24 protein-coding genes are annotated in these 25,214 nt (G+C 66.7%); 15 read left to right on the forward strand and 9 right to left on the reverse strand.

Going from position 1 to position 25,214, the window contains the following annotated elements; all coding sequences use genetic code 11:
* Positions 1–314 precede the first annotated feature (314 nt).
* The 3 genes from tkt to HUW62_RS30270 all read right to left on the reverse strand — a co-directional run bounded on the left by tkt (position 315) and on the right by HUW62_RS30270 (position 4,376).
* Positions 315–2,375: a transketolase gene (tkt, locus tag HUW62_RS30260; RefSeq protein ID WP_176436378.1), complete on the reverse strand. Its 2,061-nt coding sequence runs from the start codon at positions 2,373–2,375 to the stop codon at positions 315–317.
* A gap of 217 nt (positions 2,376–2,592) precedes the next feature.
* Positions 2,593–4,014, reverse strand: coding sequence for a hypothetical protein (locus HUW62_RS30265; protein WP_163871062.1), 1,422 nt, complete (start codon positions 4,012–4,014; stop codon positions 2,593–2,595).
* A gap of 41 nt (positions 4,015–4,055) precedes the next feature.
* Positions 4,056–4,376 (reverse strand): hypothetical protein, encoded by a 321-nt coding sequence (locus tag HUW62_RS30270; RefSeq protein WP_163871061.1) that lies wholly within the window; start codon positions 4,374–4,376, stop codon positions 4,056–4,058.
* Between the two features lie 551 nt (positions 4,377–4,927).
* Between HUW62_RS30270 and HUW62_RS30275 the strand changes: the two genes are divergently transcribed.
* The 6 genes from HUW62_RS30275 to HUW62_RS30300 all read left to right on the forward strand — a co-directional run bounded on the left by HUW62_RS30275 (position 4,928) and on the right by HUW62_RS30300 (position 11,743).
* Positions 4,928–5,689 (forward strand): serine protease, encoded by a 762-nt coding sequence (locus HUW62_RS30275; protein ID WP_163871060.1) that lies wholly within the window; start codon positions 4,928–4,930, stop codon positions 5,687–5,689.
* 158 nt (positions 5,690–5,847) lie between these two features.
* Complete coding sequence (locus HUW62_RS30280; protein ID WP_163871059.1) at positions 5,848–6,558, forward strand: hypothetical protein; 711 nt, start codon at positions 5,848–5,850, stop codon at positions 6,556–6,558.
* A gap of 438 nt (positions 6,559–6,996) precedes the next feature.
* On the forward strand, positions 6,997–7,491 hold the full coding sequence (locus HUW62_RS30285; protein WP_163871058.1) for a hypothetical protein: 495 nt from the start codon (positions 6,997–6,999) through the stop codon (positions 7,489–7,491).
* A gap of 22 nt (positions 7,492–7,513) precedes the next feature.
* Entirely contained in the window at positions 7,514–9,850 is a 2,337-nt protein-coding gene (locus HUW62_RS30290; RefSeq protein ID WP_176436379.1) for an ATP-binding protein, read from the forward strand.
* Positions 9,847–11,250 carry a sigma-54 dependent transcriptional regulator gene (locus HUW62_RS30295; protein WP_163871056.1) on the forward strand — a complete coding sequence of 468 codons (1,404 nt, stop codon included), beginning with the start codon at positions 9,847–9,849 and terminating at the stop codon, positions 11,248–11,250. The genes HUW62_RS30290 and HUW62_RS30295 overlap by 4 nt, the downstream gene beginning before the upstream one ends.
* Before the next feature lie 181 nt (positions 11,251–11,431).
* The gene (locus HUW62_RS30300; protein ID WP_176436380.1) at positions 11,432–11,743 is read left to right on the forward strand and encodes a hypothetical protein; all 312 of its coding nucleotides are present in this window, start codon (positions 11,432–11,434) and stop codon (positions 11,741–11,743) included.
* A gap of 5 nt (positions 11,744–11,748) precedes the next feature.
* Here the strand turns inward: HUW62_RS30300 and HUW62_RS30305 are convergent, their stop codons facing one another.
* Together HUW62_RS30305 and HUW62_RS30310 are read right to left on the reverse strand one after the other, a co-directional pair.
* Positions 11,749–12,957, reverse strand: a complete 1,209-nt coding sequence (locus HUW62_RS30305; RefSeq protein ID WP_163871054.1) for a VWA domain-containing protein — start codon at positions 12,955–12,957, stop codon at positions 11,749–11,751.
* A gap of 3 nt (positions 12,958–12,960) precedes the next feature.
* Positions 12,961–13,809, reverse strand: coding sequence for a MoxR family ATPase (locus tag HUW62_RS30310; RefSeq protein WP_163871053.1), 849 nt, complete (start codon positions 13,807–13,809; stop codon positions 12,961–12,963).
* 553 nt (positions 13,810–14,362) lie between these two features.
* On the opposite strand from HUW62_RS30310, the gene HUW62_RS30315 reads away from it, so the two are divergent.
* Together HUW62_RS30315 and HUW62_RS30320 are read left to right on the forward strand one after the other, a co-directional pair.
* Positions 14,363–14,980, forward strand: a complete 618-nt coding sequence (locus tag HUW62_RS30315; protein WP_240357177.1) for a vegetative protein — start codon at positions 14,363–14,365, stop codon at positions 14,978–14,980.
* Between the two features lie 595 nt (positions 14,981–15,575).
* Entirely contained in the window at positions 15,576–16,103 is a 528-nt protein-coding gene (locus HUW62_RS30320) for a hypothetical protein (protein ID WP_163871051.1), read from the forward strand.
* A gap of 237 nt (positions 16,104–16,340) precedes the next feature.
* Here HUW62_RS30320 and HUW62_RS50090 read toward each other — a convergent pair whose 3' ends face one another.
* Positions 16,341–18,035 carry an MASE1 domain-containing protein gene (locus HUW62_RS50090; RefSeq protein WP_176436381.1) on the reverse strand — a complete coding sequence of 565 codons (1,695 nt, stop codon included), beginning with the start codon at positions 18,033–18,035 and terminating at the stop codon, positions 16,341–16,343.
* A 535-nt stretch (positions 18,036–18,570) separates the two neighbouring features.
* Here HUW62_RS50090 and HUW62_RS30330 point away from each other — a divergent pair.
* From HUW62_RS30330 to HUW62_RS30340, 3 genes are all read left to right on the forward strand, one after another.
* Positions 18,571–19,683 carry a 3-oxoacyl-ACP synthase III family protein gene (locus HUW62_RS30330; RefSeq protein WP_163871049.1) on the forward strand — a complete coding sequence of 371 codons (1,113 nt, stop codon included), beginning with the start codon at positions 18,571–18,573 and terminating at the stop codon, positions 19,681–19,683.
* A 38-nt stretch (positions 19,684–19,721) separates the two neighbouring features.
* Positions 19,722–20,339, forward strand: coding sequence for a DUF2378 family protein (locus tag HUW62_RS30335; RefSeq protein ID WP_163871048.1), 618 nt, complete (start codon positions 19,722–19,724; stop codon positions 20,337–20,339).
* 163 nt (positions 20,340–20,502) lie between these two features.
* Positions 20,503–21,087, forward strand: coding sequence for a hypothetical protein (locus HUW62_RS30340; protein WP_176436382.1), 585 nt, complete (start codon positions 20,503–20,505; stop codon positions 21,085–21,087).
* 25 nt (positions 21,088–21,112) lie between these two features.
* Here HUW62_RS30340 and HUW62_RS30345 read toward each other — a convergent pair whose 3' ends face one another.
* Positions 21,113–21,799, reverse strand: a complete 687-nt coding sequence (locus tag HUW62_RS30345) for a hypothetical protein (RefSeq protein ID WP_368670508.1) — start codon at positions 21,797–21,799, stop codon at positions 21,113–21,115.
* Between the two features lie 72 nt (positions 21,800–21,871).
* Between HUW62_RS30345 and HUW62_RS30350 the strand changes: the two genes are divergently transcribed.
* Both HUW62_RS30350 and HUW62_RS30355 read left to right on the forward strand, forming a co-directional pair.
* Positions 21,872–22,339, forward strand: a complete 468-nt coding sequence (locus HUW62_RS30350; protein WP_163871046.1) for a MarR family winged helix-turn-helix transcriptional regulator — start codon at positions 21,872–21,874, stop codon at positions 22,337–22,339.
* Positions 22,336–22,773 carry a hypothetical protein gene (locus HUW62_RS30355; RefSeq protein WP_176436383.1) on the forward strand — a complete coding sequence of 146 codons (438 nt, stop codon included), beginning with the start codon at positions 22,336–22,338 and terminating at the stop codon, positions 22,771–22,773. Before HUW62_RS30350 ends, HUW62_RS30355 begins: the two co-directional genes overlap by 4 nt.
* Before the next feature lie 6 nt (positions 22,774–22,779).
* On the opposite strand, the gene HUW62_RS30360 is transcribed toward HUW62_RS30355, so the two are convergent.
* The gene (locus HUW62_RS30360) at positions 22,780–23,262 is read right to left on the reverse strand and encodes a nuclear transport factor 2 family protein (protein ID WP_163871044.1); all 483 of its coding nucleotides are present in this window, start codon (positions 23,260–23,262) and stop codon (positions 22,780–22,782) included.
* 107 nt (positions 23,263–23,369) lie between these two features.
* Here HUW62_RS30360 and def point away from each other — a divergent pair, with 107 nt between their 5' ends.
* Together def and HUW62_RS30370 are read left to right on the forward strand one after the other, a co-directional pair.
* Positions 23,370–23,879 (forward strand): peptide deformylase, encoded by a 510-nt coding sequence (def, locus tag HUW62_RS30365; RefSeq protein WP_163871043.1) that lies wholly within the window; start codon positions 23,370–23,372, stop codon positions 23,877–23,879.
* Between the two features lie 22 nt (positions 23,880–23,901).
* Positions 23,902–24,603, forward strand: a complete 702-nt coding sequence (locus tag HUW62_RS30370; protein ID WP_176436384.1) for a sterol desaturase family protein — start codon at positions 23,902–23,904, stop codon at positions 24,601–24,603.
* A 71-nt stretch (positions 24,604–24,674) separates the two neighbouring features.
* On the opposite strand, the gene HUW62_RS48130 is transcribed toward HUW62_RS30370, so the two are convergent.
* A partial coding sequence (locus HUW62_RS48130) for a hypothetical protein (RefSeq protein ID WP_217911634.1) occupies positions 24,675–25,214 on the reverse strand: 540 nt, incomplete at its 5' end.

Below are 25,214 nucleotides of genomic sequence, written 5' to 3' on the forward strand. Positions count from 1 at the left end.
GGCAAGGGGCTCCCGTGGACCCGCGATGATTTGAAGCGCCGTGGCTCCCGTGCATGGACGGGAGGAGCGGTTCGGGCTCCCCGGCTTGTTGGGGGATGAGTCGGGGGCCTTTTCTTGATGCGGCGCCCCTCTTCAAGGGGGGCATCGGGTGCTCGGGCTGTTGGGGGATGGTCCGAGTCACCTTCTTTTGGCGGGACGCTGTCGGCGAAGGTCTGGGAGTGACAGAGGACTGAAGCAAGAAGGGCCCCGGACCGTTGGGGGATGGTCCGGGGCCCTTGTCTTTTTCAGCGGCGCCTCGAGGAGCGCGCGGGTGGCTACGCCTTCGACTTGGCCAGGGTGGCCTTGGCCACCTTCACCACGTTGTCGACGGTGAAGCCGAACTTCTGCTGGAGGGCCTTGATGGGGGCGGAGGCGCCGAAGCTGCGCATGGCGACGATGCCGCCGTCGAAGCCGACCCAGCGCTCCCAGCCGAAGGCGGCGCCCTTCTCCACGGCGACGCGGGCGCGCACGGAGGGAGGCAGGACGCTGTCGCGGTACTCCTGGGGCTGCTGCTCGAAGAGCTCCCACGAGGGGAGGCTGACGACGCGGGACTTGATGCCCTCGGCGGTGAGCTTGTCGTGGGCGTCCATGCACAGGGCCACTTCGCTGCCGGTGCCGATGAGGACGAGCTCCGGCTTGCCGCCCTCGGCGTCCGCGAGCACGTAGCCGCCCTTGGCGACCCCGGAGGCCGCGCCGTACTTGGAGCGGTCCACGGTGGGCACGGGCTGGCGGGTGAGGACGAGGACGACGGGGTGGCTCTTCTGCTGGCCGATGACCCGCCAGGCCTCGACGACCTCGTTGGCGTCGGCGGGGCGCAGGACGATGAGGCCCGGAATCGCGCGCAGGCTGGCGAGCTGTTCGACGGGCTGGTGGGTGGGGCCGTCCTCGCCCAGGCCGATGGAGTCGTGGGTGAAGATGTGGAGGGCGGGCAGCTCCATCAGGGAGGAGAGGCGGATGGCGGGGCGCTCGTACTCACTGAAGATGAGGAACGTGGCGCCGTAGCCGCGCACCTTGCTGAGGCACAGGCCGTTGACGATGGAGCCCATGGCGTGTTCGCGCACGCCGAAGTGGATGTTGCGACCGGAGAGGTCGCCGGGCTTCATGGACTCGGAGCCGTTGATGTACGTCTTCGTGGACGGGTTGAGGTCGGCGGAGCCGCCCACCATCCACGGGTAGTTCTTGGCGACGGCGTTGAGCACCTTGCCGCTGGACTCGCGGGTGGCCATGCCCTTGGCGTCGGTGGGGAACGTGGGCAGCTCGGAGTCCCAGCCCTTGGGGGCTTCGCGGCGCTGCATGCGAGTCAGCTCATCGGCGAGCTCGGGGAACTGCTTCTGGTATTCGACGAAGCGCGCATCCCACTCCTCGCGGAGCTTCTTGCCGCGGGCGCCCATGCGGTCCTGGAAGCGCTCGCGGACGCCCTCGGGGACGAGGAACTTCGCATCCTCGGGCCAGCCGTAGTTGCGCTTGGTGCCCTTGATCTCCTCATCGCCGAGCGGCTCGCCGTGGGCCTTGGACGAGCCCTGGAGCTTGGGGGCGCCGAAGGCGATTTGCGTGGTGACGATGATGAGGGTGGGCTTGCCGCGCAGGGTCTTGAAGGTGTGGAGGGCCTCGCCGAGGACGGTCAAATCGTTGGCGTCGGGGACGCGGAGGACGCGCCAGCCATAGCCCTCGAAGCGGCGGCCCACGTCCTCGGTGAAGGCGAGGTCGGTGCTGCCGTCGATGGAGATGTGGTTGGAGTCGTAGAGCCAGCAGAGGTTGGGGAGCTGGAGGTGGCCGGCGATGGAGGCGGCTTCGGAGGCGACGCCTTCCATGAGGTCGCCGTCGCCGCAGATGGCGTAGACGTCATGGGAGAACATCTCGAAGCCGGGCTTGTTGAAGTGGCCGGCGAGCCAGCGGCTGGCGATGGCCATGCCCACGCTGTTGGCGACGCCCTGGCCCAGGGGGCCGGTGGTGGTCTCGACGCCGCTGGTCCACCGGTACTCGGGGTGGCCGGGGGTGACGGAGTCGAGCTGGCGGAACTTCTGGATGTCCTCGAGCGAGACGCTGAGGGTGTCTTCTACTTTGTAGTCGCGGGTGACGCGCTTAACGCCCGCCAGGTGGAGCAGGGCGTAGAGGAGCATGGACGCGTGGCCGTTGGAGAGGATGAAGCGGTCTCGGTCGGGCCAGATGGGGTGGGACGGGTCATACCGGAGCTCCTGTTGCCAGAGCTGGTAGGCGACGGGGGCCAGGGACATGGGAGCCCCCGGGTGACCCGAGTGGGCTTGCTGTACCGCATCCATGGCCAGGGTGCGGATGGTGTTGATGCTCAGCACGTCCTGCTGATTGTCGGTCGTCATGAGGTCCTCTCGTGGGGCGCACCATGCCGTAACTGGGGCCGGTGCGCCGCACGAAACGAGAGTCCTCGCCCGCCCGCCGTCCTGTGGTCCACGGGGGGCCGGGAATTCCCTGCTCCGGGAGAGGGCGGCGAGCGACTTCAGCGGTGTGCCGCCGCATCACACGAAAGGTGGGAGTTGCTCTCGTGTGGTGAAGCCATGACCGGGAACACATGGAGCATCAGAACTGGAGTGCCGTCAGGACGAATGCCGGGACGGAGTACTGGAGCTTGCCGAGCTCCGCCCTGGGTGGTGTCGAGGAGGTGTCCTCCGGGCGCGTCACGGTTTCTGCATCGAGCTGGAATCCGGTGCGCACCGCCAGCTTCTCGGTGAAGCGGAACTCGAGCCAGAGCGCGGCGTTGGCGTTGTCCACGAGATTGGGATGTGTCGGAGTTCGCTTCGTCACGAACGCGACGGAGCCCTCCATGCCCACGAGCAGATGTGGAGGCAACTCCTGTCCCTCGACCTGAACATTCTCCTCATCGTCCGTGAGCTGACCCACGAGTGCACCCACGACATAGGTGGCCTTGAAGGACAGGCCTGGGCTCAAGGGGTTGAGGGAGTCCATGTGCTCGCTTCGCTTCTGCCCCAGGAGCAACCCCATCTTGAGGAAGACACGCTCGCGTCCCCATGAACCAGCCAGATTGGCCTGCCAGGAGGCGAGCTGTGCCCTGGGAAGTGGGTTTTTGTCGGGTTCAGCAGATGGGTTGAAGCCCCCCTTTAAGGGGAAGAAGTCCACGCGCCCATCGACGCCCAGCACATATCGCGAGCGGCGCCACGCGTACTGGCGGATGGCGTCCTCGATCGTCGTAAAACGGGGCACGAAGCCAGGTGCTTCGTGCTCGGCCAAGGTCTGAAGCTCCGCGGTGAAGGGCTCCAGTCGCTCGGTGAGCTGGGACATTTCTTTTTGAGCAGGTACTCCAATCCTCTCAAGGCGAATGGTTTCGTTCTGGATGGCCCGGACCACCCGGATGGCGGCGTCCTCGAACGTCCACGTTTGCTTGCAGGAGCCAGGAGGGGATTTCGTTTCGACCTGAGGCGCCTCGTCGACACCACAGAGATGGCGCACGATGCGCCAGGTCTCTCGTTCGATGGGCTCTTCGTCTCCCGGAGAAAAACCCGGTGCTGGGTCTGGCAGCGAGGCCACCACGGCGCAGGCACGACGCAGTGAGGGGCCTGCCCTATCAAGGGTGTTCCGATATGCCCCTTCATCGTAGGAACAGAAGGAGATTTTGAGGCCTTTGGGGGAAGGGTTCTTTGCAACGGAATACACGCCGTTGAGTGCCGCGCCCAGCCGAGTCCGGCCGTCGTCGAACGCGGCGAAGGTCAGTTGAGGGTTGAGGGGACCTTTATATCCCTCGATGAATCGCAGGGGGGCGATGGTGAAGCCCGCCTTCGCGTCATCGACCGAGGCCTGGATTGCTGCCTCCGCGCGCGCGAGGAGTTCTCCCGCCGAGGATTGAGAGTCCACTGGCGTGGTGGTTTCCCGAACGCGGGTGAACAGTGTCTGAGTCTCGAGTTGCTGGCACAGACAGCGCTGCTCATGGAGGCTTGCTTGCTTGAGTTGGTCGAGCGCGGGGCTGGCCAGGGCCGCGCTGCTCAAGCAGAGCACGAGCCAAGGAGCCCAGAACGTCGAGCCCTTCCTCACAAGGCACCCGACCTTTCCCAATAAATCTTCTGTTCTCCGGGTTGGCTGTTGAGGGGCGAGAACTTCCTGCTAGAACTCCGGCGTGCCGTGGCGGCGAGTTTCGTCAAGGTATGTTCTGGAAACCAGAGCAGCCAGCGGATGATGTGGATGTCGGATTTTGGGGCATCGTAGGTGAAGAGAATTTCCTGTGTGCCGGTGAGCCTGTCGTCATCGCCATTCGGGTGGGTGATGACGGTGCCATTGTCGATGAGATAGGTGAGCCTGGCGGGAATAGGTTCTCTCCACGCAATCTTGAAGGTCAATCTCTCTGTGGGCATGTTGGGTGCTCCGGGGCTTGTGGCAGTCGCTGAGATGAGAGCCACCCATCAGGATGCATCTAGGGCCCTCCCTGGCTGGGACAGCCGAGCAACTCCAGGTGGATGGACTCCCGGTAGGAAAGCAAGGCCTGTGCCTCACTGTCTTGCTTTCGATGTTTCTCAGGGACCCATTCGCTGATTGGACGGTTGCGTCCACACGACGAGGAGGCGTGGACGGATTCGACCAGGAGCTCGCCGGGCGCCAGTTGGAGTGGGGGATTGTTCAGTGCCGTGCCTCGCCGAGGACATGTCAGGCATGCGGGTTGCTTTGGGTCGAGCTGTGCATGAGCGCAAGGGCTGATGTGCTTCGTGACCCCGTGACGAGCTTCTCGGCGGGAGGCTTGGAATCAGGCGGACAAGACCGCTCACCATGGGCCCATCCAAGGAGAACAACCGTGGCAGGCACAGTTACATTTGGAAGTGCGGACTACCTTGATATCTCATATCTCTTGAACGGGTTGAGGGCGGCGGAATCCGTCGCCAGGCTTCGGCTCCGGAGCCAACCCGATTGGATGGGAAACGGTGCGACGGCGTTTCTGGTGGGTCCGGAGCTTCTCCTGGCGAACCATCACATCTTGCAGACAAAAGAAACGGCGCAGCGCTATCAGGTTGACTTTGAGCAGAGCGAGAGCCCCGGTGTTTCCAGGAGAGCGACGATTAGCTTTGCTCTCGAGCCGGAGCGGTGCTTCATCGCGGATGCCAACCTGGATTACGCCCTGGTGGCGGTCGCGCCTCGTTCCATCGAAGGCGCGGACCTCCTGCGCCAGGGGTGGCTGTGGCTTAGAGGGGGATTGACGAGCCATCCCGGAGATGCTGTTTCAATCATTCACCATCCGCTCGGGGCGTCCAAGCGCATCGCTCTTCGCGAAAACAAGGTTGTCTCGCTGAGCAATCCGGCCGCATCAGGTGTCGAAAATATTGCCTCCCGCCTCTGGTACATCTGTGATGTAACGAGGGGCTCTTCGGGCGCACCTGTCTTGGATGACGCGTGGCGAGTTGTCGCGCTTCACAGCGGCGACCTGCTCCGTGACCCGGATGAGTCACATGTGGAGTTGCTGCTGGGAGACAAGGATGGGGAGTTGCCTCTGCCCGAGGACCCCGCGGTGCTGGCGAACGAGGGTGTTGTCGTTGGCGCGATTCTCGAGGATATCGGGCGGCAGTTGGAGCGGACTCCCAATGCCTTGGCTGCTGCTCTCCTAAAGGATGGGCCGGCGCATGACGAATCATTTGGCGGGCATCAGGCCTACTCCAAGCTGGGCTCCCATTCTCGGTAAAGGCCATATCGCGGAAGGCAGAGGGGGGGCGCTCCTGGTCCTTGGGGGCAGTCCGGTCCTGAAGGATGCTTTGGGGGCTGGCAAACGCCAGAGGTGACTCCCTAGGCGGAAGTGTTTTGGATCATCGCGGTCTTGCGCTGGGTGAAGCGGGAAAGTACATGAAATCGAAAAACTTGGTGAGGCAGGAGTTGCTCCGGCGTATCTACGGCAAGATTTTCCCTTCGCCGCAGGTGGAGGCTGGGTTGCTGGCGGGGATTGAGCGGCGTCAGCAACTTTGTGACGCATTTCGAACTGCCGGGCTGGGGGTCATTCCTCAGTCGATGTGTGATGAGATTAATGGGATATTGTCTGCCCATGCCGAGGAGTCTCTTGTCCTGGACTTCGATGAGCAGCTTGTTCGCCTCAGGATGGCCCTCTTGAACCCTGTCTATGCGGCTGTGAGGAACATCCAGGACAAGGACAGCAAGCCCGGTACGCCGCGAGTGGTGGGTGGAGCTTCGGTTCTCGACGCAGGTCCGTATGAAATCCAGCTCGTCTATCACGGCCTTCTCAGCCACACGGACGACAAGAGCCCAGCGGGTTTGGAAGCGCATCGCTTGCTTACGAGGTTGAAGCAGGCCGCTATTTTCGACGACCATCCGGGTATCCGTGCCGTTCTGCAGGAGACCTATGACTCGGATGTGCTTCTTGTCTCCCGGGATGGACGCCATTCGGGCGTGACGCTTCGCTGGAGCGATGATTTCATCAAGCAACTCAGGGCCCTGATTGCACCGAATCAGCTCGTTAGCCTCGAACCCTATGGCGATGGCAATCTCGCATCGTGCATGAGGGCTCAGCGTGAAAGTCGAGTCCAATTCAATTGCTACTGAGCTGCCATCATGGATGAGTGCCGCCTTGATTATGCCGAATCTGTCGAAGGGCTTCCGGTGGACCTGCGGTCGCTCGCGGCGGAACTCCCGTTCCACCTCGGACTGACGGAACAGACTGACGGAGGCTGGGGGGATTACGCAGCGCTCAAGCCCTTCCAATCGCTCTCGGACTTCGCTTCCGAGGACGCGAAGCTCCAGGGGCGACCTCACTTGTCCGGGGAACATCGGCGTCACTACCTCCGGGCCCATCGGCGCGGGGGCTTCTTCGGGCTCTTCATCGACCGCCTCTCGGACGGTCAAGTGGCCGACCGACCGGAGTGGCCACGGCTGGGGGCATGCCTGTTCGACCAGTGGTGTCGGTCTCTCGCTGACGCCACAGGCAGCGAGGCTCTTGCTACGCATGCGACGCATGCCGCGCTGACCGCTTGGGAATCCGGGATGGACCTCGAACGCACCTGTCTCGAACAGCGAGCCCTGACCATCCCCCAGTATGTGGACCTCGTCAGCCGCAAGGTGGCGTGGCTGGGAACCGCCTCGTTCTGCCTCATCCTCGCTCACGGCAGGCCGGAGCGGCTCCCCACCTTCCGTCGAGCCTTCGACCTGCTCCTGCTCAGCTCGCAGTGCCTGGACGACGCGTTGGACCACGAAGAGGACGCGCGACTGCACGGCGTCAGCTTCCCAGCCGCGCTCGGCGTGCCTCCAGGAGGACTGCTTCGAGCAGCCCCCCGGGTAGCGCGGCTCGGAGCCGAGGTCGCGGGGGCGGGTGGATTTTCACACCTGGGCACATGGCTCGCGGAGCGCGCCCGTGAGCTCGACGACGTGCGTCCCGCCAGCCATTCGTTCCAGAATGAGCTGGCGGCGCTGGTCCTCGGTGAGTCCGTGGCCACGCTGTACGGACTCGCGAAGGACGCCCGCGCCGAAGCGCCAGGTTGACGTCGTGGGGGGAGATGAACGGATGACAGCGGGCCCCAGTTCCTCATTGCGCTTTGTCGTGGCGGTGCTGGCCGCGGCGTCGCTCGGTCTGGGGGCCGCGGTCACCTCCAGCGCCTGGGGTACCTGGGGCACTCCCTTCGCCTCGCTGCTGGTGGACCCCTACGGAGCCTTCTCCTCGGTCTATCTGCCGCAATGGAACAATCAGCGCCTCCCGTTGCGACACCCCAATCCCGTCATCGCCTGTGACGGTGATGCCATCGATGTGGCCCTGGCCCGGCAAGGCGTCTTCCCGGGACAGCAACTCCAGGACTGCATTCAGCGCGCGCATGACGCGGGGCGCGCCGAGGTCTCGCTGGAGTTCTCGCAAGGGAGCCAGCCGCTCACCTTGCGCCAACCCATCCGCCTCTTCGGCGCGGAGGAGGTGCTCTTCCTCTACGGCGTCTACGCCTTGGTGGGGGCGTTCCTCCTCTGGTCCGGGCTGCTCGTCCTGCTGCTGGCGGGGCGACGTGACGGAGCAGTGGCCTACGGAGTGTTGTGCATCTCGGGTTTCGTCTTCCTGCTCACCCTCTTCGACTACCACACGCGTGCCGCGTACATGCCGCTGTTCATCGCCTCGCGGCTGGGCACTGGCATCGGTCTCATCTGGCTCGGCTATGCCTTTCCCGAGCGCCCCGTCCGCTTCCGTCGCCTCTGGCGTACGGCGCTCGCGGCACTGTGCGCGGGAGCGCTCGGAGTCGCCGCGTGGTTGCTGGTCGCGCCCCACGCAGGGCTCGAGACGGCGTGGATGCGCGCCCGGGTCAATGACTTCTCCCAAGGCTCTCTGCTCGTCTGCGGCCTTTCCATCCTCGTGCGCATCCGAGGCAGCAAGGGCCGCCAGCGAGCAGAGCTCCTCTCCGCTGCCTGGGGCCTGGCGCTGTTGCCCGTGCTCGTCGCGTTCTTCGTCTTCTTCGGCCGGGGGCTCTACCTGATGGTCCCCTGCCTCATCGCCACGCTTCCGCTGTCCATCGGCCACGGACTCATCCGTCAGAACGTGCTCGAAGTGACTGCGGTGCTCACGCGGCGCTTGATGGCCGTGCCCCTGGTCCTCGCGGGACTGCTCGCGGCGGCCTTCACGTGGCGCGGAATGTCGCAGCTCCTCGCGACCTACGGAGTCCCCGATGTGCTCCCCGGGGTCGCCGCAGTGAGTGTCTTCGTGGTGTTGGTCCTCCTGGGCAAGCCCTGGGTCGACCGGCTCTTCTTTCCCGCGACCCTCCAGTTCCGGCCCACAGTCGAGCAGCTCAGTGACGAACTGGCGGCGCCCAGGGACCCAGGGGCCATCCGCGACACCGTGGAGCGAGTCATCCTGCGCTGGCTGTCCACCGGCCGAGTCCAGGTGCTCGACACGGCCGAGCTGAGCGCTGTGTCCCATCTCCCCGAGGACGCGCGGGCACGTCTGGGCGCGGGAGCCCATCTGTGGACGCAGGAAGACGCATGGCAGCGAAAGCTGCTCGTGCCCATGCGCTCGCTCGGTGAGCTCCGAGGTGTTCTGTTGCTGGCCCCCAAGGAGCAACAGGCCCTCTACACCTCGGAAGACCTGGAGCTGCTCCACACCATCGCGAGCCTCGCCGGGGTGGCGCTGCACAACACCCAGGTCCTGCGTGAGCTGGAGCAACTGCGTCAGGCCCAGGTGGACGCGGCGCATGAAGAGAAGCGTCTGGCCCTGGCCCTGCTGAGCGCTGAAATCTCACATGAGATGGCCTATCCCCTGAACTTCTTCCGGCACCTGCTGCGTCAGGGCGGCAAGGGGAAGTCGCTCGACGGTGAGGATATCGACATCGGCCAGGAGGAGATCGAGCGACTGGAGCGAATGCTCATCTCGCTCCGCCGGCTGTCGCTCCCTCCACCGAAGCTGGAGCCTGTCCTCGTGCTCCCCCGTGTCCGCCGTGCGCTGGACCTCATCCGCGACCAGATGCAGGAGGCACGGGTGGTGGCTTCCGTCGACGTGGCTCCCGAGCTCACGCTGCTCGCGGAGCCAGATGCCATGGTGCAGCTCTTCGCCAACCTGCTGCGCAACGCCGCACAGGCGGCGGGACCCGCGGGCCACATCGGTGTGAGGGCCAGGGAAGAGAGCACCGAGCGAGTCCTCGAGGTCTGGGACTCGGGTCCTGGAGTGCCCGAGTCCGCGAGGGACACGCTCTTCGACCCCTGGGTCACCACGAGACAGGGGGGCCTGGGGCTGGGGCTCGCCGTCACGCAGCGAATCGTCCGTCGCTTCGGTTGGAGCATCTCCGTGCACCGTGAGGACGACCGCACCTGCTTTCGGGTCCACACGCCGCTGGATGGAAGCATCAAGGCCCCGACCACACAGGAGGTCGCATGAGAATCCTCATTGTCGATGACCAGCGCAGCGCGCGCCGGGTGCTCACCTCGGTGTTGTCCCCCATGGTGGGCGTGGAGTTGTGCGAGGCGGCGAGCCTGGTCGAAGCCCGCAAGGTGCTCGCCGAGACCTCCGTGGACGTGGCCCTGGTCGACATCCGCCTGGACTCGGATTCACGCAACCGCGATGGCCTGACGCTCATCGGGGAGATTCGTCGCCACACGAGCGCGGTGCCCATCGTGGTGACGGTGTCCAACGAGATGGCGGAGATTCGAGCCGCCATGCGGCTGGGCGCCTATGACTACGTCCTCAAGGACGAGCTGTGTGAGGAGCTCATCCTCCCCATCCTCGAGGGGTTGAGGGACCGACGGAAGCTGGAGCACGAGGTACGTGTGCTGCGCGCCCGCAACGGGCCGGAGGGGCTGCCTTCAGGGGTGGTGGGCACGTCCGAGGCCATGAAGCGACTGCTCTCGGTGGTCCGGCGCGTGGCGCTGTCGGACCGGCCCGCGCTGGTGACGGGGCCCACGGGTTCCGGCAAGGAGCTGGTGGCCCGCGCGCTCCACACGTTGGGGCCGCGGCCGGATGCGCCGTGGTTGGACGTCAACTGCGGCGCCATTCCCGAGTTCCTCATGGAGTCGCAGCTCTTCGGTCACGAGCGAGGCGCCTTCACTGGAGCGGAGCGGCGACAAGAAGGTCTGTTGTCGGCGGTGGGGCCGGGAACGCTCTTCCTGGACGAAATCGCCGAGCTGCCACTCAGCCTCCAGGCCAAGTTGCTGCGTGTCCTGGAGACGGGGGCCTACCGTCGTGTGGGTTCGACGGAGGACCTCGTCTTCCAGGGGCGAGTCGTCGCGGCGACGCACGCGGACCTGGAGGAGCGCGTGAAGCAGCGAGGCTTCCGCGAGGACTTGTACTACCGGCTCGCGGTGCTCGAGGTGCAGGTGCCGGCGCTCGACGAGCGGCGTGAGGACATTCCCGCGCTCCTGGCCCACTTCGTGACCCGTCAGCGACGCCGGCTCCAATTCTCCGAGGAGGCCGTGGCGGTGCTGACCCGTGCGAGCTGGCCCGGCAACGTGCGTCAGCTCCGCACGCTGGTGGACCGACTGACCGTCTTCGCGGAGGAGGACCATGTGACACCGGAGACGCTGGCCCAGCTCCCGGGGCGCGAGCGGCGAGGGATACCCACGGAGGACCCGGTGAAGCAGCTCGCCAGGTCCATCCTGAGGCTGCCTGAGATAGGGGACCGGTTGCTGCACGTCGAGCAGGCCCTCATCGCCGAGGCGATGACACTGGCCGAGGGAAACAAGAGCGCTGCTGCGCGGTTGCTCGGTGTCCACCGCAAGGCCATCGAAAGAAGGCTGGGCCGACCGGACGGTGCCGAAGGTGAGTCCTCTACCGAGGACTGACCGGTCCGTCGCTCCCCGGAATCGTCCAGGGAATGGAGCGTTTCGGCCAGGGCGCGGCTGTCCAGTCACGTCGCATCCCGGTACTCGCGCACCAGAACTCCGAGGCATGCGAGTTGCTCTGCCCTCCGGGACACCCTGCCGGGCTCAACGCCGCGCTCGCCCGGTGCCAGAGGAGTTCCGTATGAAAGCCCGACGGCTCGTCGATGTGGAGCTGCTGAGTCAGCGACTGACGGACGAGCAGTTCCTTCAGCGCGCGAAGCTGGCGCCAACGGAGATGGCGAGGAGCCTCACCGAGGACCCATTCGCGGACCGATGGATCTACCGAATCGTGGTGGTCACCCTGGGGCTCGCCGCGCTGACGGCCCTCGTCGGTGGACTCGTCGTGGCCTACAAGCGGCCCGAGTGGCCACTGCCCCAGATGCTCGTGGCCCTGGGCTCCACGGCGGTGGGCGCGCTCGCGGGGTTGCTCGCTCCATCACCCCGAGACCGCTGAGTCACTCAGCGCCGCGCCGCCGCACCCTTCACGGTCCGCCCGCGAGTCAGATGCGCCACGGCCTCACCCAAGCCCTCCACGGTCAGGGAGAACATGGGGAACACCTGCGCAATCATCGCGATGGACCCCGATCGCCACGAACCCATGGGCTCCGGGTTGAGCCACACATTGCGCTCGAAGTGCTGGGCCAGTTGCATCAGCCACGTCAGCCCCTCTTGCCCGTCCGCCTTGTATCGCCCCTCGGCGTCCGTGCGGATGGCCAGCTCATAAGGAGCCATGGACGCATCGCCCACCATGACGAGCTTGTGGTGCCGTCCCACCTGCGCCACCAGCTCCGGAACCGTCATTCCACCCGTGAGCTGCGGAGTCGCGTACAGCTTCCCGTACACACAGTTGTGAAAGTAATAGATGCGCAGTTCCTTGAAGTGCGTGGCCTGGCTCGCGACGGAGAACAGCCGGCTCATCACCGCCGCATACGGGTCCATGGACCCACCCACGTCCATGGCCAGCACCACGCGGGTGTTCGGCCTGCGCGGAGGCCGAGTCACGACCTCCAATTCCCCCGCGTTGCGAGCGGTGGCGGAGATGCTCTCGTCGATGTCCAGCTCATCCGGAGCCCCATCGCGAGCAAACGCGCGCAGCTTGCGCAGCGCCACGGCCAGTTGCCGCGTATCGAGCACCAGGTCATCGCGGTACCCCGCATACCTGCGAGCCCCCGCCTGCATCATCGCCATGCCCTGCTTGCCGCCGGCCTTACCTCCGACGCGCATCCCCCCGCGCGCGAACCCGTTGTTGCCGAACGGCGACGTGCCCCCCGTGCCAATCCACCGGTTGCCGCCGTCGTGCCGCTCCTTCTGTTCGCGCAGTCGCTCCTCGAACAGGCGACGAATCTCCTCGGGGTCCAGCGCCTCCAGCAGCGCCAACTCCTCGGGCGTCAACCGCGGCCGGTCGCGCGCCTCCTCCAGCCAGGACATCAGCTCCTGCGTCAGCTCCAGGCCCGCGGTCTCCACGCCCTGGAAGTGGGACAGGAACGCCTGGTCGAACGAATCCAGCTGCGTCTCCGAGTGCACCAGGAGCGCGCGAGCCACGTGGTAGAAGCCATCGAGGCTGCTGTCATGCAGGCCCGCCTTCAGCGCACCCGCGAGGGCGAGCGCCTCCTGCGCGCCCACCTTCACGCCCCGTCGTCGCAGCTCGTAGAAGAATGGCAGGAACATGGCTCAGGCCCGGGTGCGCCGGCCGCGTCCGAAGGCCTCCGCGACGGAGACCAGGTCCTGCTCCTTCTTCAGCAGGGCGCCGAGGAACGGCAGGTTCTCGTCCAGCTTCAAGTCACTCACGCCCTGGGCCTTGAGCACGGCAATCCAGTCGATGAGCTCGCTGGTGGAGGGCCGCTTGCGCAGGCGGGTGAAGCCGCGCAGCTCGTAGAAGACCTTGAGGGCCTGGTCCGCGAGCGCGGCGTCGAGCCCCGGGTGGTGCACGTCGACGATGCGGCGCATGAGCTCCGCGTCGGGGAAGTCGATGAAGTGGAACACGCAGCGGCGCAGGAACGCGTCCGGCAGCTCCTTCTCGTTGTTGGACGTAATCACGACGATGGGGCGGTGTTTCGCGGCCACCTCGTCGTTCGTCTCGGTGACGCGGAAGCGCATCCGGTCCAACTCGTGGAGCAGGTCGTTGGGGAACTCGAGGTCCGCCTTGTCGACCTCGTCGATGAGCAGCACGACGCGCTCGGGGGCGGAGAACGCCTCGCCCAGGGGGCCCATGCGGATGTATCGCCGGATGTCTCGCACGTCGCCGTCGCCGAAGCGCGAGTCATACAGGCGCTGCACGGTGTCGTAGACATACAGGCCGTCCTGCGCGCGAGTGGTGCTCTTGACGTGCCAGGTGAGCAGCGTGTGTCCCAGGGCCTGGGCGATGGCCTCCGCCAGCAGCGTCTTGCCGGTGCCGGGCTCGCCCTTCACCAGCAGGGGTCGCTGGAGGGTGAGGGCGCAGTTGACGGCGGCCTGGAGGCCCTCGTGGGTCAGGTAGGAGTCGGTGCCTCGGAAGCGGACGGAAGGAGGGGCCGGAGTCATGTCCCGCCTCCTTTAACATCCGTCGCGCCGCCGCGGGGGCCCTGGGGGCATGCCTGGGAGGGGGCTGCTCGGCGGGCCCCTGACCCTCCCTTCAGGGCACGTCAGACCCTTTGCCTATGGTTGTTCGTATCCCACCGGGTCCAAGGAATCCCGCCCGTCGCGTTCTTGGTGGGCATCCGAATGCTGGGAGGAACTCGTCGTGGGTCACCCGTTCGTCGTCACGCTGTTGTTTGTGTGGGCCCTCTCCTCGATGGTGCGCTCCTGCCCGACGGCGACCGCCCTCTTGTCCGAGCGCCCCGCGACGGTGGAGACCCAGGCTTCGCGAGCACCCCAGGGAGTGGAGGCGGGGAAGGCCGAGGAGGCCGTCTCGCCGCCCACGGCCGGGGTTGATACGTCTGTTTCAGAGGGGGGCCCTCCGGTCTGAGCGCTCTTTTGAGCGCAGAACCTCCGAGAAGGGGTGGGGACCCAAAATCGCTCGGAGGATGACCGTTGGCGCGCGTCGTGCAGTGTATTTCCTGTCGATAACCCAGGACGGCGTATATCCTCCCGGCACATGTCCATTGCGAATGAGCTTGGAGAGATGTTCCGGCGCGAGCTGCAGTCCCAGCTGGTGCCTTTGCAGCAGGCGGTGAATCGGTTGGAGGAGGGCCTCGAGGCCCTGGACATGCTGCGTTCAGTGACGTTCCGACTGGCGCCGCTGACCAGCCGGTTGGGAGCGTTGGCGGGAGTTCGTCCCGCGGCGACGACGCGGCAGGCGGCGGTGTTGCCGGCTCCGGCGGCGAAGCGTGGCAAGCCCGGTCGTCGTCCGGCGGCGCAGGTGGAGTTGCCGCTGGTGGCGACGCGGGGCGCGGCGAAGGCGCCGGCTCCGGTGGCGCGTGGAGCGAAGACGGCGGATGGCTCGCGTTCGTGCGCCATCATCGGCTGCAAGCGCCCCAGTCGTTCGAAGGGGTACTGCTCGGCGCACTACCAGAAGCTGCGGTTGCTGATGCGCACGGACCGTCGTCCGACGGCGTGGGTGGATGACGCCCGGCCGCAGTCGGTGCAGGACGTGAAGCTGCCTCGCGGTCGTGCGGCGAGCAAGGCGCTGCAGGCGGCCCAGCCGGTGGCCGCGACGCGTGGAGCGTCCCGGTCCAAGACGGCGGCGCGTGGCAAGAAGGGCAGGATGGCGTAGCGGCAGCGGAGTCGCGGCGGTTTCGCGCTCCAGCTCGCGGTCCATTCGAGGTGGGCTCCCGAAGTGAGGGAGCCCTCCGCCTCGTTCAAGTGTCCCTGAGAAGGGCCGCTGAGTGAGACGTGTATTCAAAACATGAGCTTCGCCTGTCCAGGAGCCCCGACTCCGAGCCAGAGGCACGCCAGGCCAGGAACAGTGAAGGCGAGGTGCCTGGGTGTCAGGCCCTGCGCGCCAAGCCAGGCACGGTAGAGAGGCGAGGTGCCCAGGTGTCCGGCACGGCTCGCCATGCCGAGCCCGGTAGAGGCGAGGTGCCTGGGTGGCAGGCGCTGTGCACCATGTCGAGCACGGTAGTGCCTGGGGGCCACAGGCCCGGCGCGGCTGTGCGGCGATGTGCTCGGGTGCAAGGTCGAGGACGCGCATGGGTGTGCCGCGCTCCTGCCCGGTTGTGTCCAGAGCGTTCCGCCATGGGCGAGGTGGCGTGCGTCGGACCCCGGTTCGCGAGGGCGGAAGAGCGTCATCCAGGCGGCCATGTGGATGGCGGACAGGAGGGTGCGCGCTCCCGTTGACAGTGTGGGGCTGGTGATGGGATTCGGGCGCCATGAGTGAGCAAGGCTATCCAGTCACCGTGGCGGTGCGGCGTCCCGATGGGCGCGTGGAGCAGGTGCGCGTCGGCACGGCGTTCAAGAACGAAGAAGGCTTCACGCTGAAGATGGGCGAGCTGTCCATCGGCGGGACGCCGGATGCGGCCTCCGCGGCGCCTCGTCGCGCGGCGGCGCCGAGTGCTGGCGGTGGTGGCGGCGGAGGGGACGGAATGCTCCTCCCGAACTACGGCCGCAGCAAGGGCGCGCCGGTGGTGGGTGCGAGCCTGCAGGACCTGGAGTTCTACGCGAATGGCGCGCGCCGCTCGCTGAACGACCCGAGCAAGTCGCGCTGGCACGACAAGGAGCGCCAGTTGCTCGCGGCCATCGAGGCGGAGATGGCGCGTCAGCAGGGTGGCGGGGGCGGCGGCAGCGAGGGCTACGACAACCGTGGCGGCGGAGGTGGTGGCGGCTACGGCGGTCGTGGTGGTGGCGGCTACCAGGACGACGTTCCGCCCCCGGGCGACGACGACAACATCCCGTTCTGAAGAAGCAGTGTAGTGGGTGCCCTGTTCTTCAAGGGGTGCTCGCGCGATGGGACACGGACACCGTGGTGCGAGCCACGGTGTCCGGCCCGTCTCGAGCGTGGCGAACACGGAAGGCGTGAGGACGTCCGCGCCGTGTCTCGAAGTCCTGGGGCTCCATCGAAGCGGCGCGCGGTGCGCCCCATCGGGCCCAACCTGTCCAGAAGACCTCGCGAAGCGGACCGTCACGGCTTCACAGCTTCAGACGGAGGACTGTACCCCAGCGCACGGCAGCCACACGGTGAAGGTGGTGCCCTGGCCGACGGTGCTGTTGACGGTGACCTCGCCGTGGTGTCCGTCGACGATGCGGCGGACGATGGCGAGCCCCAGTCCGGTGCCGCTGGCGCGGGTGGTGAAGAAGGGCTCGAAGATGCGCTGTTGCACCTCGGGAGCGATGCCGTGCCCGGTATCGGAGATGGTGAGCCTCGCGTGAGGAGTCCCGGCGCGAGTATCCGGTTCGATGCGCGTGACGAGGTTGCCGCCGGAGGGCATGGCCTGCACGGCATTGGTGAACAGGTTGGTGAGGGCGACGTGGAGCAGGTGGGCATCCAGGTCGATGGGCGGGAGCGCGTCGTCCAGGGCCCGTGAGACGCTGATGCCCGACGGCCCCGAGCGCAGGGACGCGGTCAGCGCGCCCTCGACGACGGGCCCGAGCGCCTGGGCCCGCAGCCGGGGCTCCATGGGCCGGGTGAAGTCGAGCAGGTCATTGACGATGAGGTCCAGGCGTTGGACCTCCTCATCCATGATGCCGAGCAGGGTGCCCGCGGGCCCGGTGGCCGTCTGGGGCGCGAGTCGGCGGATGGCGGCGAGCGCGTTGGAGATGGCGCCCAGGGGGTTGCGGACCTCATGGGCCACGGTGGCGCTCAACTCACCGAGCGCGGCCATGCGCTCGCGGCGCACGAGGGTGGCCTGGGTGGCGGCGAGTGTCTCCAGGGACTGGCGCAGTTCCTGGTTGAGGTGGCTCACCTCTTCCTGGGCGCGGCGTCGCTCACTGAGGGCGCTGGCGAGCAGCAGTCCGGACACGCTGGCGACGGCGAGGAAGGACTGGAGGAAGGTGAGGCTGTCGTTGTGCCAGGCGAACTGGGCGAAGGGCCCGTTGCCGTGGGCGGTGTGCCAGAGGGCGAGCGTGGACATCACCGCGGTGGCCATGGTGGTGCCCCGGGCCTCGAAGCGCAGGGCGGCCCACAGCAGGAAGGGGAAGGACAGGTAGGTGACGGGGTGGAAGGTGGCGGGAGGCGCCGCGGTGGGCGGCATGCTGAACACCCACTGGGTGGCCACCCCGAGCAGCAGCAGCAGCGTGGCCAGCTCCAGGCGCCGTTGCCGGTTCAACCCGTCGAGTCCCCGCGACAGCCAGGTGAGCAGCAGGGGCGCCACCAGCAGCACGCCCATGGCGTTGCCCACCCAGAACACGCGCCAGGAGGGCCAGAAGTCGCTGGGGGTCAGGCGCTGGTTCGACAGCATGAAGCCCATGCCCAGGCTGGCGCTGATGAGGGTGCTGCCGAGGGCGGCCAGCCCCACCAGTCCCAGCACGTCCCTCACGCGGTCCATCGCGGGGTGGATGCGCACCAGTCGCCGCAGGAGCACCGCGCCGACCATGGCCTCGAGCAGGTTGCCGGTGGCGACGACGAAGCTGGCGGAGGTGACGGGCAGGTGGGCGTCGTGGACGGCGAACGGCTCCACCAGGATGGCCCCGAGGACGAGCAGCGGCCACTCCCGGTGTCGGGTGAGCAGGAGCCCTACGAGCGCCACGCCGCTGGGGGGCCACATGGCGGAGACCAGGTGGGGAGGGAAGGCGAGCACCGAGCCCAGCCGGGCGCCGAGCGCATAGGCCCCGACGAAGAGCGCGAGTCGGATGATGGGCTGCCAGCGGCGCGGGTAGGACTTGAGGGAGGGCACGTCCCATTTCGTCGGGCCTCGCTCGGGACATGAGTCGTCGCGACGAGGCGGTGGGTTCCGACGCCTTTCGGTCGACGGAGACTGGCACGGGCCCGCGCGCTCCGGGAAGCACTCGACCTCAAGGAGGACCCCGGCTTACCGGCTCGACCTGAAAACCAGCGGGCTTCCATGCACGTAGCAAAGGGGTGGGTCGCGGATGTCTCGGCACTGGAAGTGCGCAATCACTTGCAACGCAGGGGGTTCTCCAGGGGCTCCGCCCGCCTTGAGTGGAGTCGTCGCGCACGGAAAGTAAATGTATCGGCGGGGCCGCTTCGGATATGTCGCAAAGTGCTTCATTTTTGAAGTGCGACCGTGTCCCCAGTAAATCCGCGGAATTACCCGGTTGAAGGGTCGTCAGAGGCTTCAAAAATGAAGCCGCTTCTTACAAAGTGGACCGTCATTTCAAGGGCTTCGTTTCTGGCGTGAATCCTGCTCGACAGAACGGGCCAGGGAATCCCTCCCATCCGGCGTGGCGGTGAAAAGACGAGGCCATGAAATGACACCCAATGTCTGTGTCGTCGGAGCCGGGGCTTTCGTTCCATCGCGTCGCGTGAGCAATGCGCGCATCTCACGAGCCATCCCCGGCTGGCCGGCGGAGCGCATCGAGGAGAAGCTGGGCATCCGTGAGCGGCGCTTCCTCTGGGATATCGACGAGGTGACGGGACGCGCGGTGCCTCCGCCGGAGGACGACGGCCATGTCTATCCCGCGACGAACACGGACATGTGCGAGGTGGCGCTGCGCAAGGCGCTGACGACCTCGGGTGTGGACGCGGGGGAGCTGGACGCGCTCTTCGTCGTGACGTGCACGCCGGACGCGCCGCACTTCAACCACGACGCCATGCAACTGCACCATCGGCTGGGGCTGAGGGAGGACGCCTTCGCGCTGGTGGTGGACGACGGGTGTGGTGGCACGACGTACGTGTTGGACCTGGTGAAGAAGATGATGGACGGGGGCCGCTTCCGCACGGTGGCGGTGGTGGCATCGGCCTTCACGTCGCCGTTGGTGAACCGGGAGGTGTACCTGGACGAGCTGCCTCCGGGGCCGGGACGGGCCAAGACGCTCCAGGGCTACCTCTCCATGTACGTGTTCGGGGACGGGGCGGGAGCGGTGGTGCTCCAGACGAAGCAGGACGCGCCGGCCGGGGCGGGCATCCTGGCATCGTTCTCGGGCAACGCGCATGGGGACCTGGTCATCCGCAAGGGGGGCGGGGTGTTGAAGCTTCCCTACCAGCCAGGGCGGTCGCGTCCCGCGGACATGGCTTTCGTGGTGGATGGGTTTCGCGTGGCGCGCAGCTACCCGGAGTACATGCAGAAGTGCCTCGACACGGTGTTGAGTCCGAGACCCGAGCTGAAGGGTGAGGTGAAGCGGTACTACTTTCACCAACCCAACAAGCGGGTGATGGATGCCTTCGTGTCTCGCGCGGGGCTGTCGCCGGAAGCGGTCGCTTGCAATGTTGACTTGTATGGAAACACGTCGGCGGCGGGGATGCTCATCCTGCTCGCGGAGGACCTGGAGGCGGGTCGCGTTCGACTGGGGGCGGGGGACATAGTGTTGGTGGCGGCCGTTGGAGCGAATATCCACTACGGCGCCCAGTTGATTCGGCTGTAAACTTCGAGTGCCTCCTTCCCCCGTGGAGACACCGTTTGATGACAGACAAGAAGCAGCCGTCGGACGCGCTCGAGCCTCACCTCGCGCGCGAATTGGAGGAACGCGTCTCGTTGGCGACGCGAGAAGACACCGCGCGAGGACTGTTTTTCAATGGCGTGCTTGGCGCGGTGAAGGTGCTTGGTGGCGAAGCCGCGGTGCAGCGTTGCCTCGCCGTCGCGGGCGAAAAGAAGTACATCGATTTCTTCAACTACCCGGTGGCGGCGTTCCTGCGGTTGTCCTTCACGGCGGCGCAGGTGATGGGGCCGCAGTTGGGTGGGTTCGACCCGGCGTTGCGGAGGATGGGAGTGCAGGCGACGTCGGACTTCCTGTCCTCGGCGGCGGGCAAGACGTTGTTGCTGCTGGCGGGGAACAGTCCGAAGCGGATGCTGGGCAACCTGCACTCGGGCTACCGGGCGGCGGTGAGCTACGGTGAGCGCGGCGTGACGTGGACGAGCGACACGAGTGGCGTCTTCACGATGAAGCGCGACTTCATGACGCCGGCCTATCACGAGGGTGTGCTCCAGGCGGTCATCGAGGCGATGGGTGGAAAGCAGGTGCACGTGAGCGGCAAGAAGACGGGGCCGCTCGACGCCGAGTACACGCTGTCCTGGCAGTAGCAGCGGGCCTCCAGGCGCGCGCGGTACGGAGGGGCCGTGCGCGCCAGGGGCATTGAAGGTCTCTGTTTTTTCGCAGCGGAGGTCAGCCGGAGCGCCGGGCCTGTCGGCACATGAGGCCGGATTGCGCGCGGGGCTCCGGTGGCTCGAACCGAGGGAGCAGCCTATGTCGCGGTGGCACGGTGGTGCGGTGGTGCTGGGTGCGTGCGTGGTGCTGGCGGGAGCGTCCGAGGCGCGAGCTGAGGAGGAGGTCTACCAGTTCCGCACGCAGGAGGACCCGACGAAGCCCCCGGACGCGGCGGTGTGCGCGAAGGCGCCGTTCGAGACGACGGTGAAGCTGGGCGCGAGCATCTACGTCCCGAAGAGCCGCGAGCGCGACGGCAGGTGGGTGAGCCGGGGCGAGAAGAGCGTGGGGACGGCGACGGCGTGCCTGCGAATCACGGACGCCCGGTTTCCGGCGGGGCAGCAAATCCCGGCGCACATGCGCTTCAACCTCCCGGAAGGGAGCTTCACGGCGTCGGGGACGTGCACGCTGGTGAGCAACGACGTCCCAGTGGCAGGGCTCGTGCTGGCGGGCTGTGCGTTGAAGCTGGTGGAGATGCCGAGCGGCTACGCGGGAGGCACGGTGTCGAGCACCAGCGTGTTCAACCCCACGAAGCTGCCCGGTTACGCGACGGGCTCGAACTACACGCTCTACGTGTACAAGGCCGAGGCCCCGAAGGCCGCCGGAGCCAAGGCCACGACGCCCTGAGCGAGGACCCGGGCTCCTCGCGTCATCACAGTCGAACAGGCGTGTACCAAGGTGCTCGACGGGGCGTCGCCGCGACGCGGGCCGGGTCGGGAGTCCGAGGGACGCTGGTGTAGCGGAGGCGATATCCGCGCGGCAGCGTCTTCCAGTACGTCACGTTCCAGGGAGCCAACTCCTCCCCGAGCTTGGACTCTGGGACAGGGCGGTTGCCGTCGCCGAGCTCCTCGTGGAAGCGGAACTCCGCCTCGGCGATGTCGAGGCTCAGGGCCTCGATGACCCACGACTCCGGGGCGTCATTGGCGCTGGGCTCCTCGCCGGCGTTGACGTAGCGGCCCCAGTCCGGCTGGGCCTGGGCCTCCCAGAGCGCGCCACCCGAGGGCGTGAGCTCATAGACGAAGAAGGAGCGCGGGCGAGGCCGGAGGAGCGCCTTGGAAATCGCGTCGGGAGTGAAGAGCTCCTCCATGCCGTCCGGGTGCTCGTGGACGATGATGAGGTCTCGCTCGGCGAGAGCGGCCAGGCGCTCGCACAGCTCCTCGTGGGAGAAGCGAGGGTCATCGCGCATGTTGAGTGCGGCCGCGGGGTCTGACGCCACGAGCAGGTGGAGGGGCGTCGGCAACTCGAGGGCGGCCTCCAGGAGCCAGAGGTCCAGCACGTCCACAGGCACGTTCTCGGAGGGCATGCCCGGAGGATAGGGCATCCGGGGGGATGCGGGCACGCGGGTCGACTGGAGGACGATTCATTCCGCTTTCGGAAATTACGAAAACGGAGCGATTGTTATGCTGTCGCCATGAAGCGGCTCCGATTCGTCCTGGAAGTGCACCGGGCCACCCACCGCATCGGCCTGTTCCTGGAGGCCGTCGAGCCTCCGCTGGGGCTCTCGCAGGGGGAGGCTCATCTGTTGGCCTACTTGTTGGAAGCCGGAGACACGTCGCTGAGCGAGCTGCACCAGGCCTTCGCGCACAAGCGCTCCACGCTGACCAGCTACATGGATCGGCTGGAGGCGAAGCGGCTGGTGAAGCGGGAGTCGAGGCCCGAGGACCGGCGCTCGTTCCAGGTGTTGTTGACGGGCACGGGCCGGGCGTTGGCCACCCGGGTCCACCGTCGCCTGGAGGCGCTGGAGGCCGCGGTGCTGGAGCGGCTGGGAGACGAGGACGTGGAGGGCTTGACGACGGGGCTGGAGGCCCTCGCCGAGGTGGACCGCGAGGCCCGACCGGCGCGCAAGCCGGGCTCGAGGAAGAAGGTCCCCAAATCATGAGCGAGCAACGAGGCATCGCGGGGGACACGGACGCGGACTTCCTCACGGCGGTGGAGGCGGCCACCTGGCCGGGAGAGCGCTTCCGTCACCGGGAGCATCTGCGGCTGGCCTGGCTGTGTCTGCGAGCGGAGGGCTTCGAGAGGGGACTGTCGCGCCTGCGCGGGCTCATCCGGGGCTACGCCATGGCGCTCGGGGCGACGGGCAAGTACCACGAGACGATGACCCGGGGCTGGGCGGAGCTCGTCCAGGGCGCGATGGACGCGGCGCCCGGGAGCGAATCCCTCGACGCGTTGCTGGAGGCAAGCCCCGAGCTGGCCGACGCGAGGCTGTTGGCGAGCCACTACCAGAAGGCGACCCTGGACTCGGCCGAGGCACGAGCAGGCTGGGTGGCGCCGGACCTGAAGCCGCTGAGGCAGGGGCGCGAGGTCCGGTAGCGGGAGTCAGGGGCCGGTGATGTTGTGGTCCTTCATGTACTTGTCCAGGGTGCGGCGGGCCTGGGAGCGGACCTTGTTCTTGAGGAAGGGCGTCCAGCCGAGGACGAGTCCAGCGGGGCCCAGGGCCTGCCGGGACCAGGTCCAGAAGTCGAAGCTGTCCTGGTGGCGGACAATCTTCCCGTCGCGGAACTCGAACTGGGCGTCGATGCGGTTGAGGACCTTCCGGCCGGTGGTGGCGAAGGTGTAGTGGGCATCCCAGTGGGCGCGGCCGGTGCGGTCATCGGCCTGGACGTCGCGGAAGGTGACCTCCAGGTCCTTGCCTCGCTCGACGAGCATGCTCCACATGGCGGTGGTCCCCCCGTGGCGCAGGCCGAGGAAGACGGCGTCGGAGAACTCGACGTCCGGGTGGTAGCAGGCGTTCATGGCCTTCGCGTCGCGCCGCTGGAACGCCGAGTAGAAGTCGGTGATGAGCTGGGAGTGCGGGTGCATGCCGGAGGTCTACCAGACCTGTGCTCGGCCATGCTGGGGCTTCACGAGCCCCACCCACGGTCTTCCGGCGTGGCACCGGGAGGGGGGCACATGGCAAATTGCGCCCCATGGCTCGCGACATCGTCATCTGGCCGCACAAGGTCCTCACCTCGCCCACGAAACCCGTGACGGACTTCGGTCCCTCGCTCCAGAAGCTCCTGGAGGAGATGGCCGAATCCATGAAGGAAGCCGAAGGCATCGGCATCGCCGCCAATCAGGTGGGCGAGTCGCTGCGCGTGGCCCTGGTGGGGCGTGAGGACGGAACGTCCTTCGAAATCGTCAACCCGCAAATCCTCGAGAAGAAGGAGACGGTGACGTTGGAGGAGGGCTGTCTCTCCGTCCCTCGGGAATGGGAGAAGTGCCGCCGCTTCCACAAGGTCAAGGTCCGCTACCAGGACAGGACGGGGGAGTGGCACGAGGTGGAGGCGGAGGGGCGCCTGGCCCACGTCCTCCAGCACGAAATCGACCACCTGGACGGCCACGTCTTCGTGGACCACCTCTCCGGGCTGAAGCGCACGCTCATCCTGGACAAGATGAAGAAGCTCCAGAAGATGAAGGCTCGGCAGAAGGAGAGCTGAACAGGACCTGGGGGGAGGGCACATGGCGCCTGGCACCATTCCCGAGCGGGTCACGGCCTTCCGCGAGCAGTACCGCGGCGAGCACGTCGGTCCCCGGTACTCTGGCCGGGCGCACTTCGCCTTCACGAGCCTGGGCTCGCTGGCGGTCATCCTGCTGGCGCTCTCTCGAGTGGAGGCGGTGCGTCCCTGGGAGTGGTTGACGGTCCCCGGAGTCTTCCTGCTGGGGAACGGGGTGGAGTTCCTGGGGCACCGGGGGCCCATGCACCATAGGAGGCGAGGCCTGGGGCTCCTCTTTCAGCGCCACACCGAGCAGCACCACCGCTTCTTCACCCATGACGCCCTGGCCTACGAGTCCTCCCGGGACGTGAAGATGGTGCTCTTCCCGCCGGTATTGCTCCTCTTCTTCCTGGGAGCTGTCGCCGCGCCGCTGGGAGTTCTCACCTTCCTCGTGTCGACGCGGAACGCGGGCTGGCTCTTCGTGTCGTCGGTGGTGGGCTACTACCTCTCCTACGAGTGGCTCCACTTCTGCCACCACCTGCCGCCCGAGCACTGGCTGGCCCGACTCCGGCCGCTCATCTGGCTCCGGAGGCACCATCAGGCGCACCACGACCCGTCGAAGATGGGCCGCTGGAACTTCAACATCACCGTTCCGCTCTCGGACTGGCTGTTCGGAACACTCGCCCCGCCCCCTACGTCGGAGGGCGGGCGGCGCGGCGACCCTTGAGGCCGAGGAAGCCTTCCTGGGGCGTCGGGGGTTCTCGAAATGGGGGACGGTGGATAAATCCCCGCGACCGATCATCCGGTATTTGACGGACGAGAAGTGACGAGGTAGTAACTGGACCCCTGCTCGACGCCTTGGTGCCCCGGCACCTGACGGCGAACGGACGGGGGAAGTAAACGGTCGACGAAGGTTGTTGACCTGGGACGCGGCGGTGATAGAAGCCGCGCCCCCTGGCCGAAACGGTGATCGCAGTCACTCACCGGGGCGGACGCAGGAAAGAAGACGGAGCCAACCAAATAGGTTGATCCAGGGTGCGGTGGTGGTAGAAGCCGCCCTCCCGAAAGAGACAGCGGAAGCCACTGGGCGGCGCTGAGGACTTCGGGAAGCAGCAAAGAAGAAAAGCGAAACTGGGTGGTTGACGGGGACGCGAAGATGAAATAGAAGAGGCGCCCCGCTGACGCCGGAAAGAAGCAGAAGGCGGCGGCAAGGTAGCAGGAAGTCGCGGTTGAAACAAGCGGCTCGGTCTTTGAAAACCAAATAGCAAGCCCAAGAAGAAGAGAAGGATTGCGGAAACCGCAGTCAATCTTTGAGAAGGCACCAGCCAGGGAGCGCTG

The organism is Myxococcus sp. AM011 (genome assembly GCF_013372595.1).
Taxonomy (GTDB): domain Bacteria; phylum Myxococcota; class Myxococcia; order Myxococcales; family Myxococcaceae; genus Myxococcus; species Myxococcus eversor.

What these genes read in the sequence shown, in the direction of transcription:
- HUW62_RS30370 (WP_176436384.1), top strand. Translation starts at nt 23,902, where the DNA reads ATGGCGCCTGGCACCATTCCCGAGCGGGTCACGGCCTTCCGCGAGCAG.
- tkt (WP_176436378.1), bottom strand. Translation starts at nt 2,375, where the DNA reads ATGACGACCGACAATCAGCAGGACGTGCTGAGCATCAACACCATCCGC.
- HUW62_RS30310 (WP_163871053.1), bottom strand. Translation starts at nt 13,809, where the DNA reads ATGACTCCGGCCCCTCCTTCCGTCCGCTTCCGAGGCACCGACTCCTAC.
- HUW62_RS30320 (WP_163871051.1), top strand. Translation starts at nt 15,576, where the DNA reads ATGAGTGAGCAAGGCTATCCAGTCACCGTGGCGGTGCGGCGTCCCGAT.
- HUW62_RS30315 (WP_240357177.1), top strand. Translation starts at nt 14,363, where the DNA reads ATGTCCATTGCGAATGAGCTTGGAGAGATGTTCCGGCGCGAGCTGCAG.
- HUW62_RS30340 (WP_176436382.1), top strand. Translation starts at nt 20,503, where the DNA reads ATGTCGCGGTGGCACGGTGGTGCGGTGGTGCTGGGTGCGTGCGTGGTG.
- HUW62_RS30335 (WP_163871048.1), top strand. Translation starts at nt 19,722, where the DNA reads ATGACAGACAAGAAGCAGCCGTCGGACGCGCTCGAGCCTCACCTCGCG.
- HUW62_RS30300 (WP_176436380.1), top strand. Translation starts at nt 11,432, where the DNA reads ATGAAAGCCCGACGGCTCGTCGATGTGGAGCTGCTGAGTCAGCGACTG.
- HUW62_RS30290 (WP_176436379.1), top strand. Translation starts at nt 7,514, where the DNA reads ATGACAGCGGGCCCCAGTTCCTCATTGCGCTTTGTCGTGGCGGTGCTG.
- HUW62_RS30305 (WP_163871054.1), bottom strand. Translation starts at nt 12,957, where the DNA reads ATGTTCCTGCCATTCTTCTACGAGCTGCGACGACGGGGCGTGAAGGTG.
- HUW62_RS30295 (WP_163871056.1), top strand. Translation starts at nt 9,847, where the DNA reads ATGAGAATCCTCATTGTCGATGACCAGCGCAGCGCGCGCCGGGTGCTC.
- HUW62_RS30350 (WP_163871046.1), top strand. Translation starts at nt 21,872, where the DNA reads ATGAAGCGGCTCCGATTCGTCCTGGAAGTGCACCGGGCCACCCACCGC.
- HUW62_RS30360 (WP_163871044.1), bottom strand. Translation starts at nt 23,262, where the DNA reads ATGCACCCGCACTCCCAGCTCATCACCGACTTCTACTCGGCGTTCCAG.
- HUW62_RS30330 (WP_163871049.1), top strand. Translation starts at nt 18,571, where the DNA reads ATGACACCCAATGTCTGTGTCGTCGGAGCCGGGGCTTTCGTTCCATCG.
- def (WP_163871043.1), top strand. Translation starts at nt 23,370, where the DNA reads ATGGCTCGCGACATCGTCATCTGGCCGCACAAGGTCCTCACCTCGCCC.
- HUW62_RS30285 (WP_163871058.1), top strand. Translation starts at nt 6,997, where the DNA reads ATGGACCTCGAACGCACCTGTCTCGAACAGCGAGCCCTGACCATCCCC.
- HUW62_RS30270 (WP_163871061.1), bottom strand. Translation starts at nt 4,376, where the DNA reads ATGCCCACAGAGAGATTGACCTTCAAGATTGCGTGGAGAGAACCTATT.
- HUW62_RS30280 (WP_163871059.1), top strand. Translation starts at nt 5,848, where the DNA reads ATGAAATCGAAAAACTTGGTGAGGCAGGAGTTGCTCCGGCGTATCTAC.
- HUW62_RS30275 (WP_163871060.1), top strand. Translation starts at nt 4,928, where the DNA reads ATGGGAAACGGTGCGACGGCGTTTCTGGTGGGTCCGGAGCTTCTCCTG.
- HUW62_RS30355 (WP_176436383.1), top strand. Translation starts at nt 22,336, where the DNA reads ATGAGCGAGCAACGAGGCATCGCGGGGGACACGGACGCGGACTTCCTC.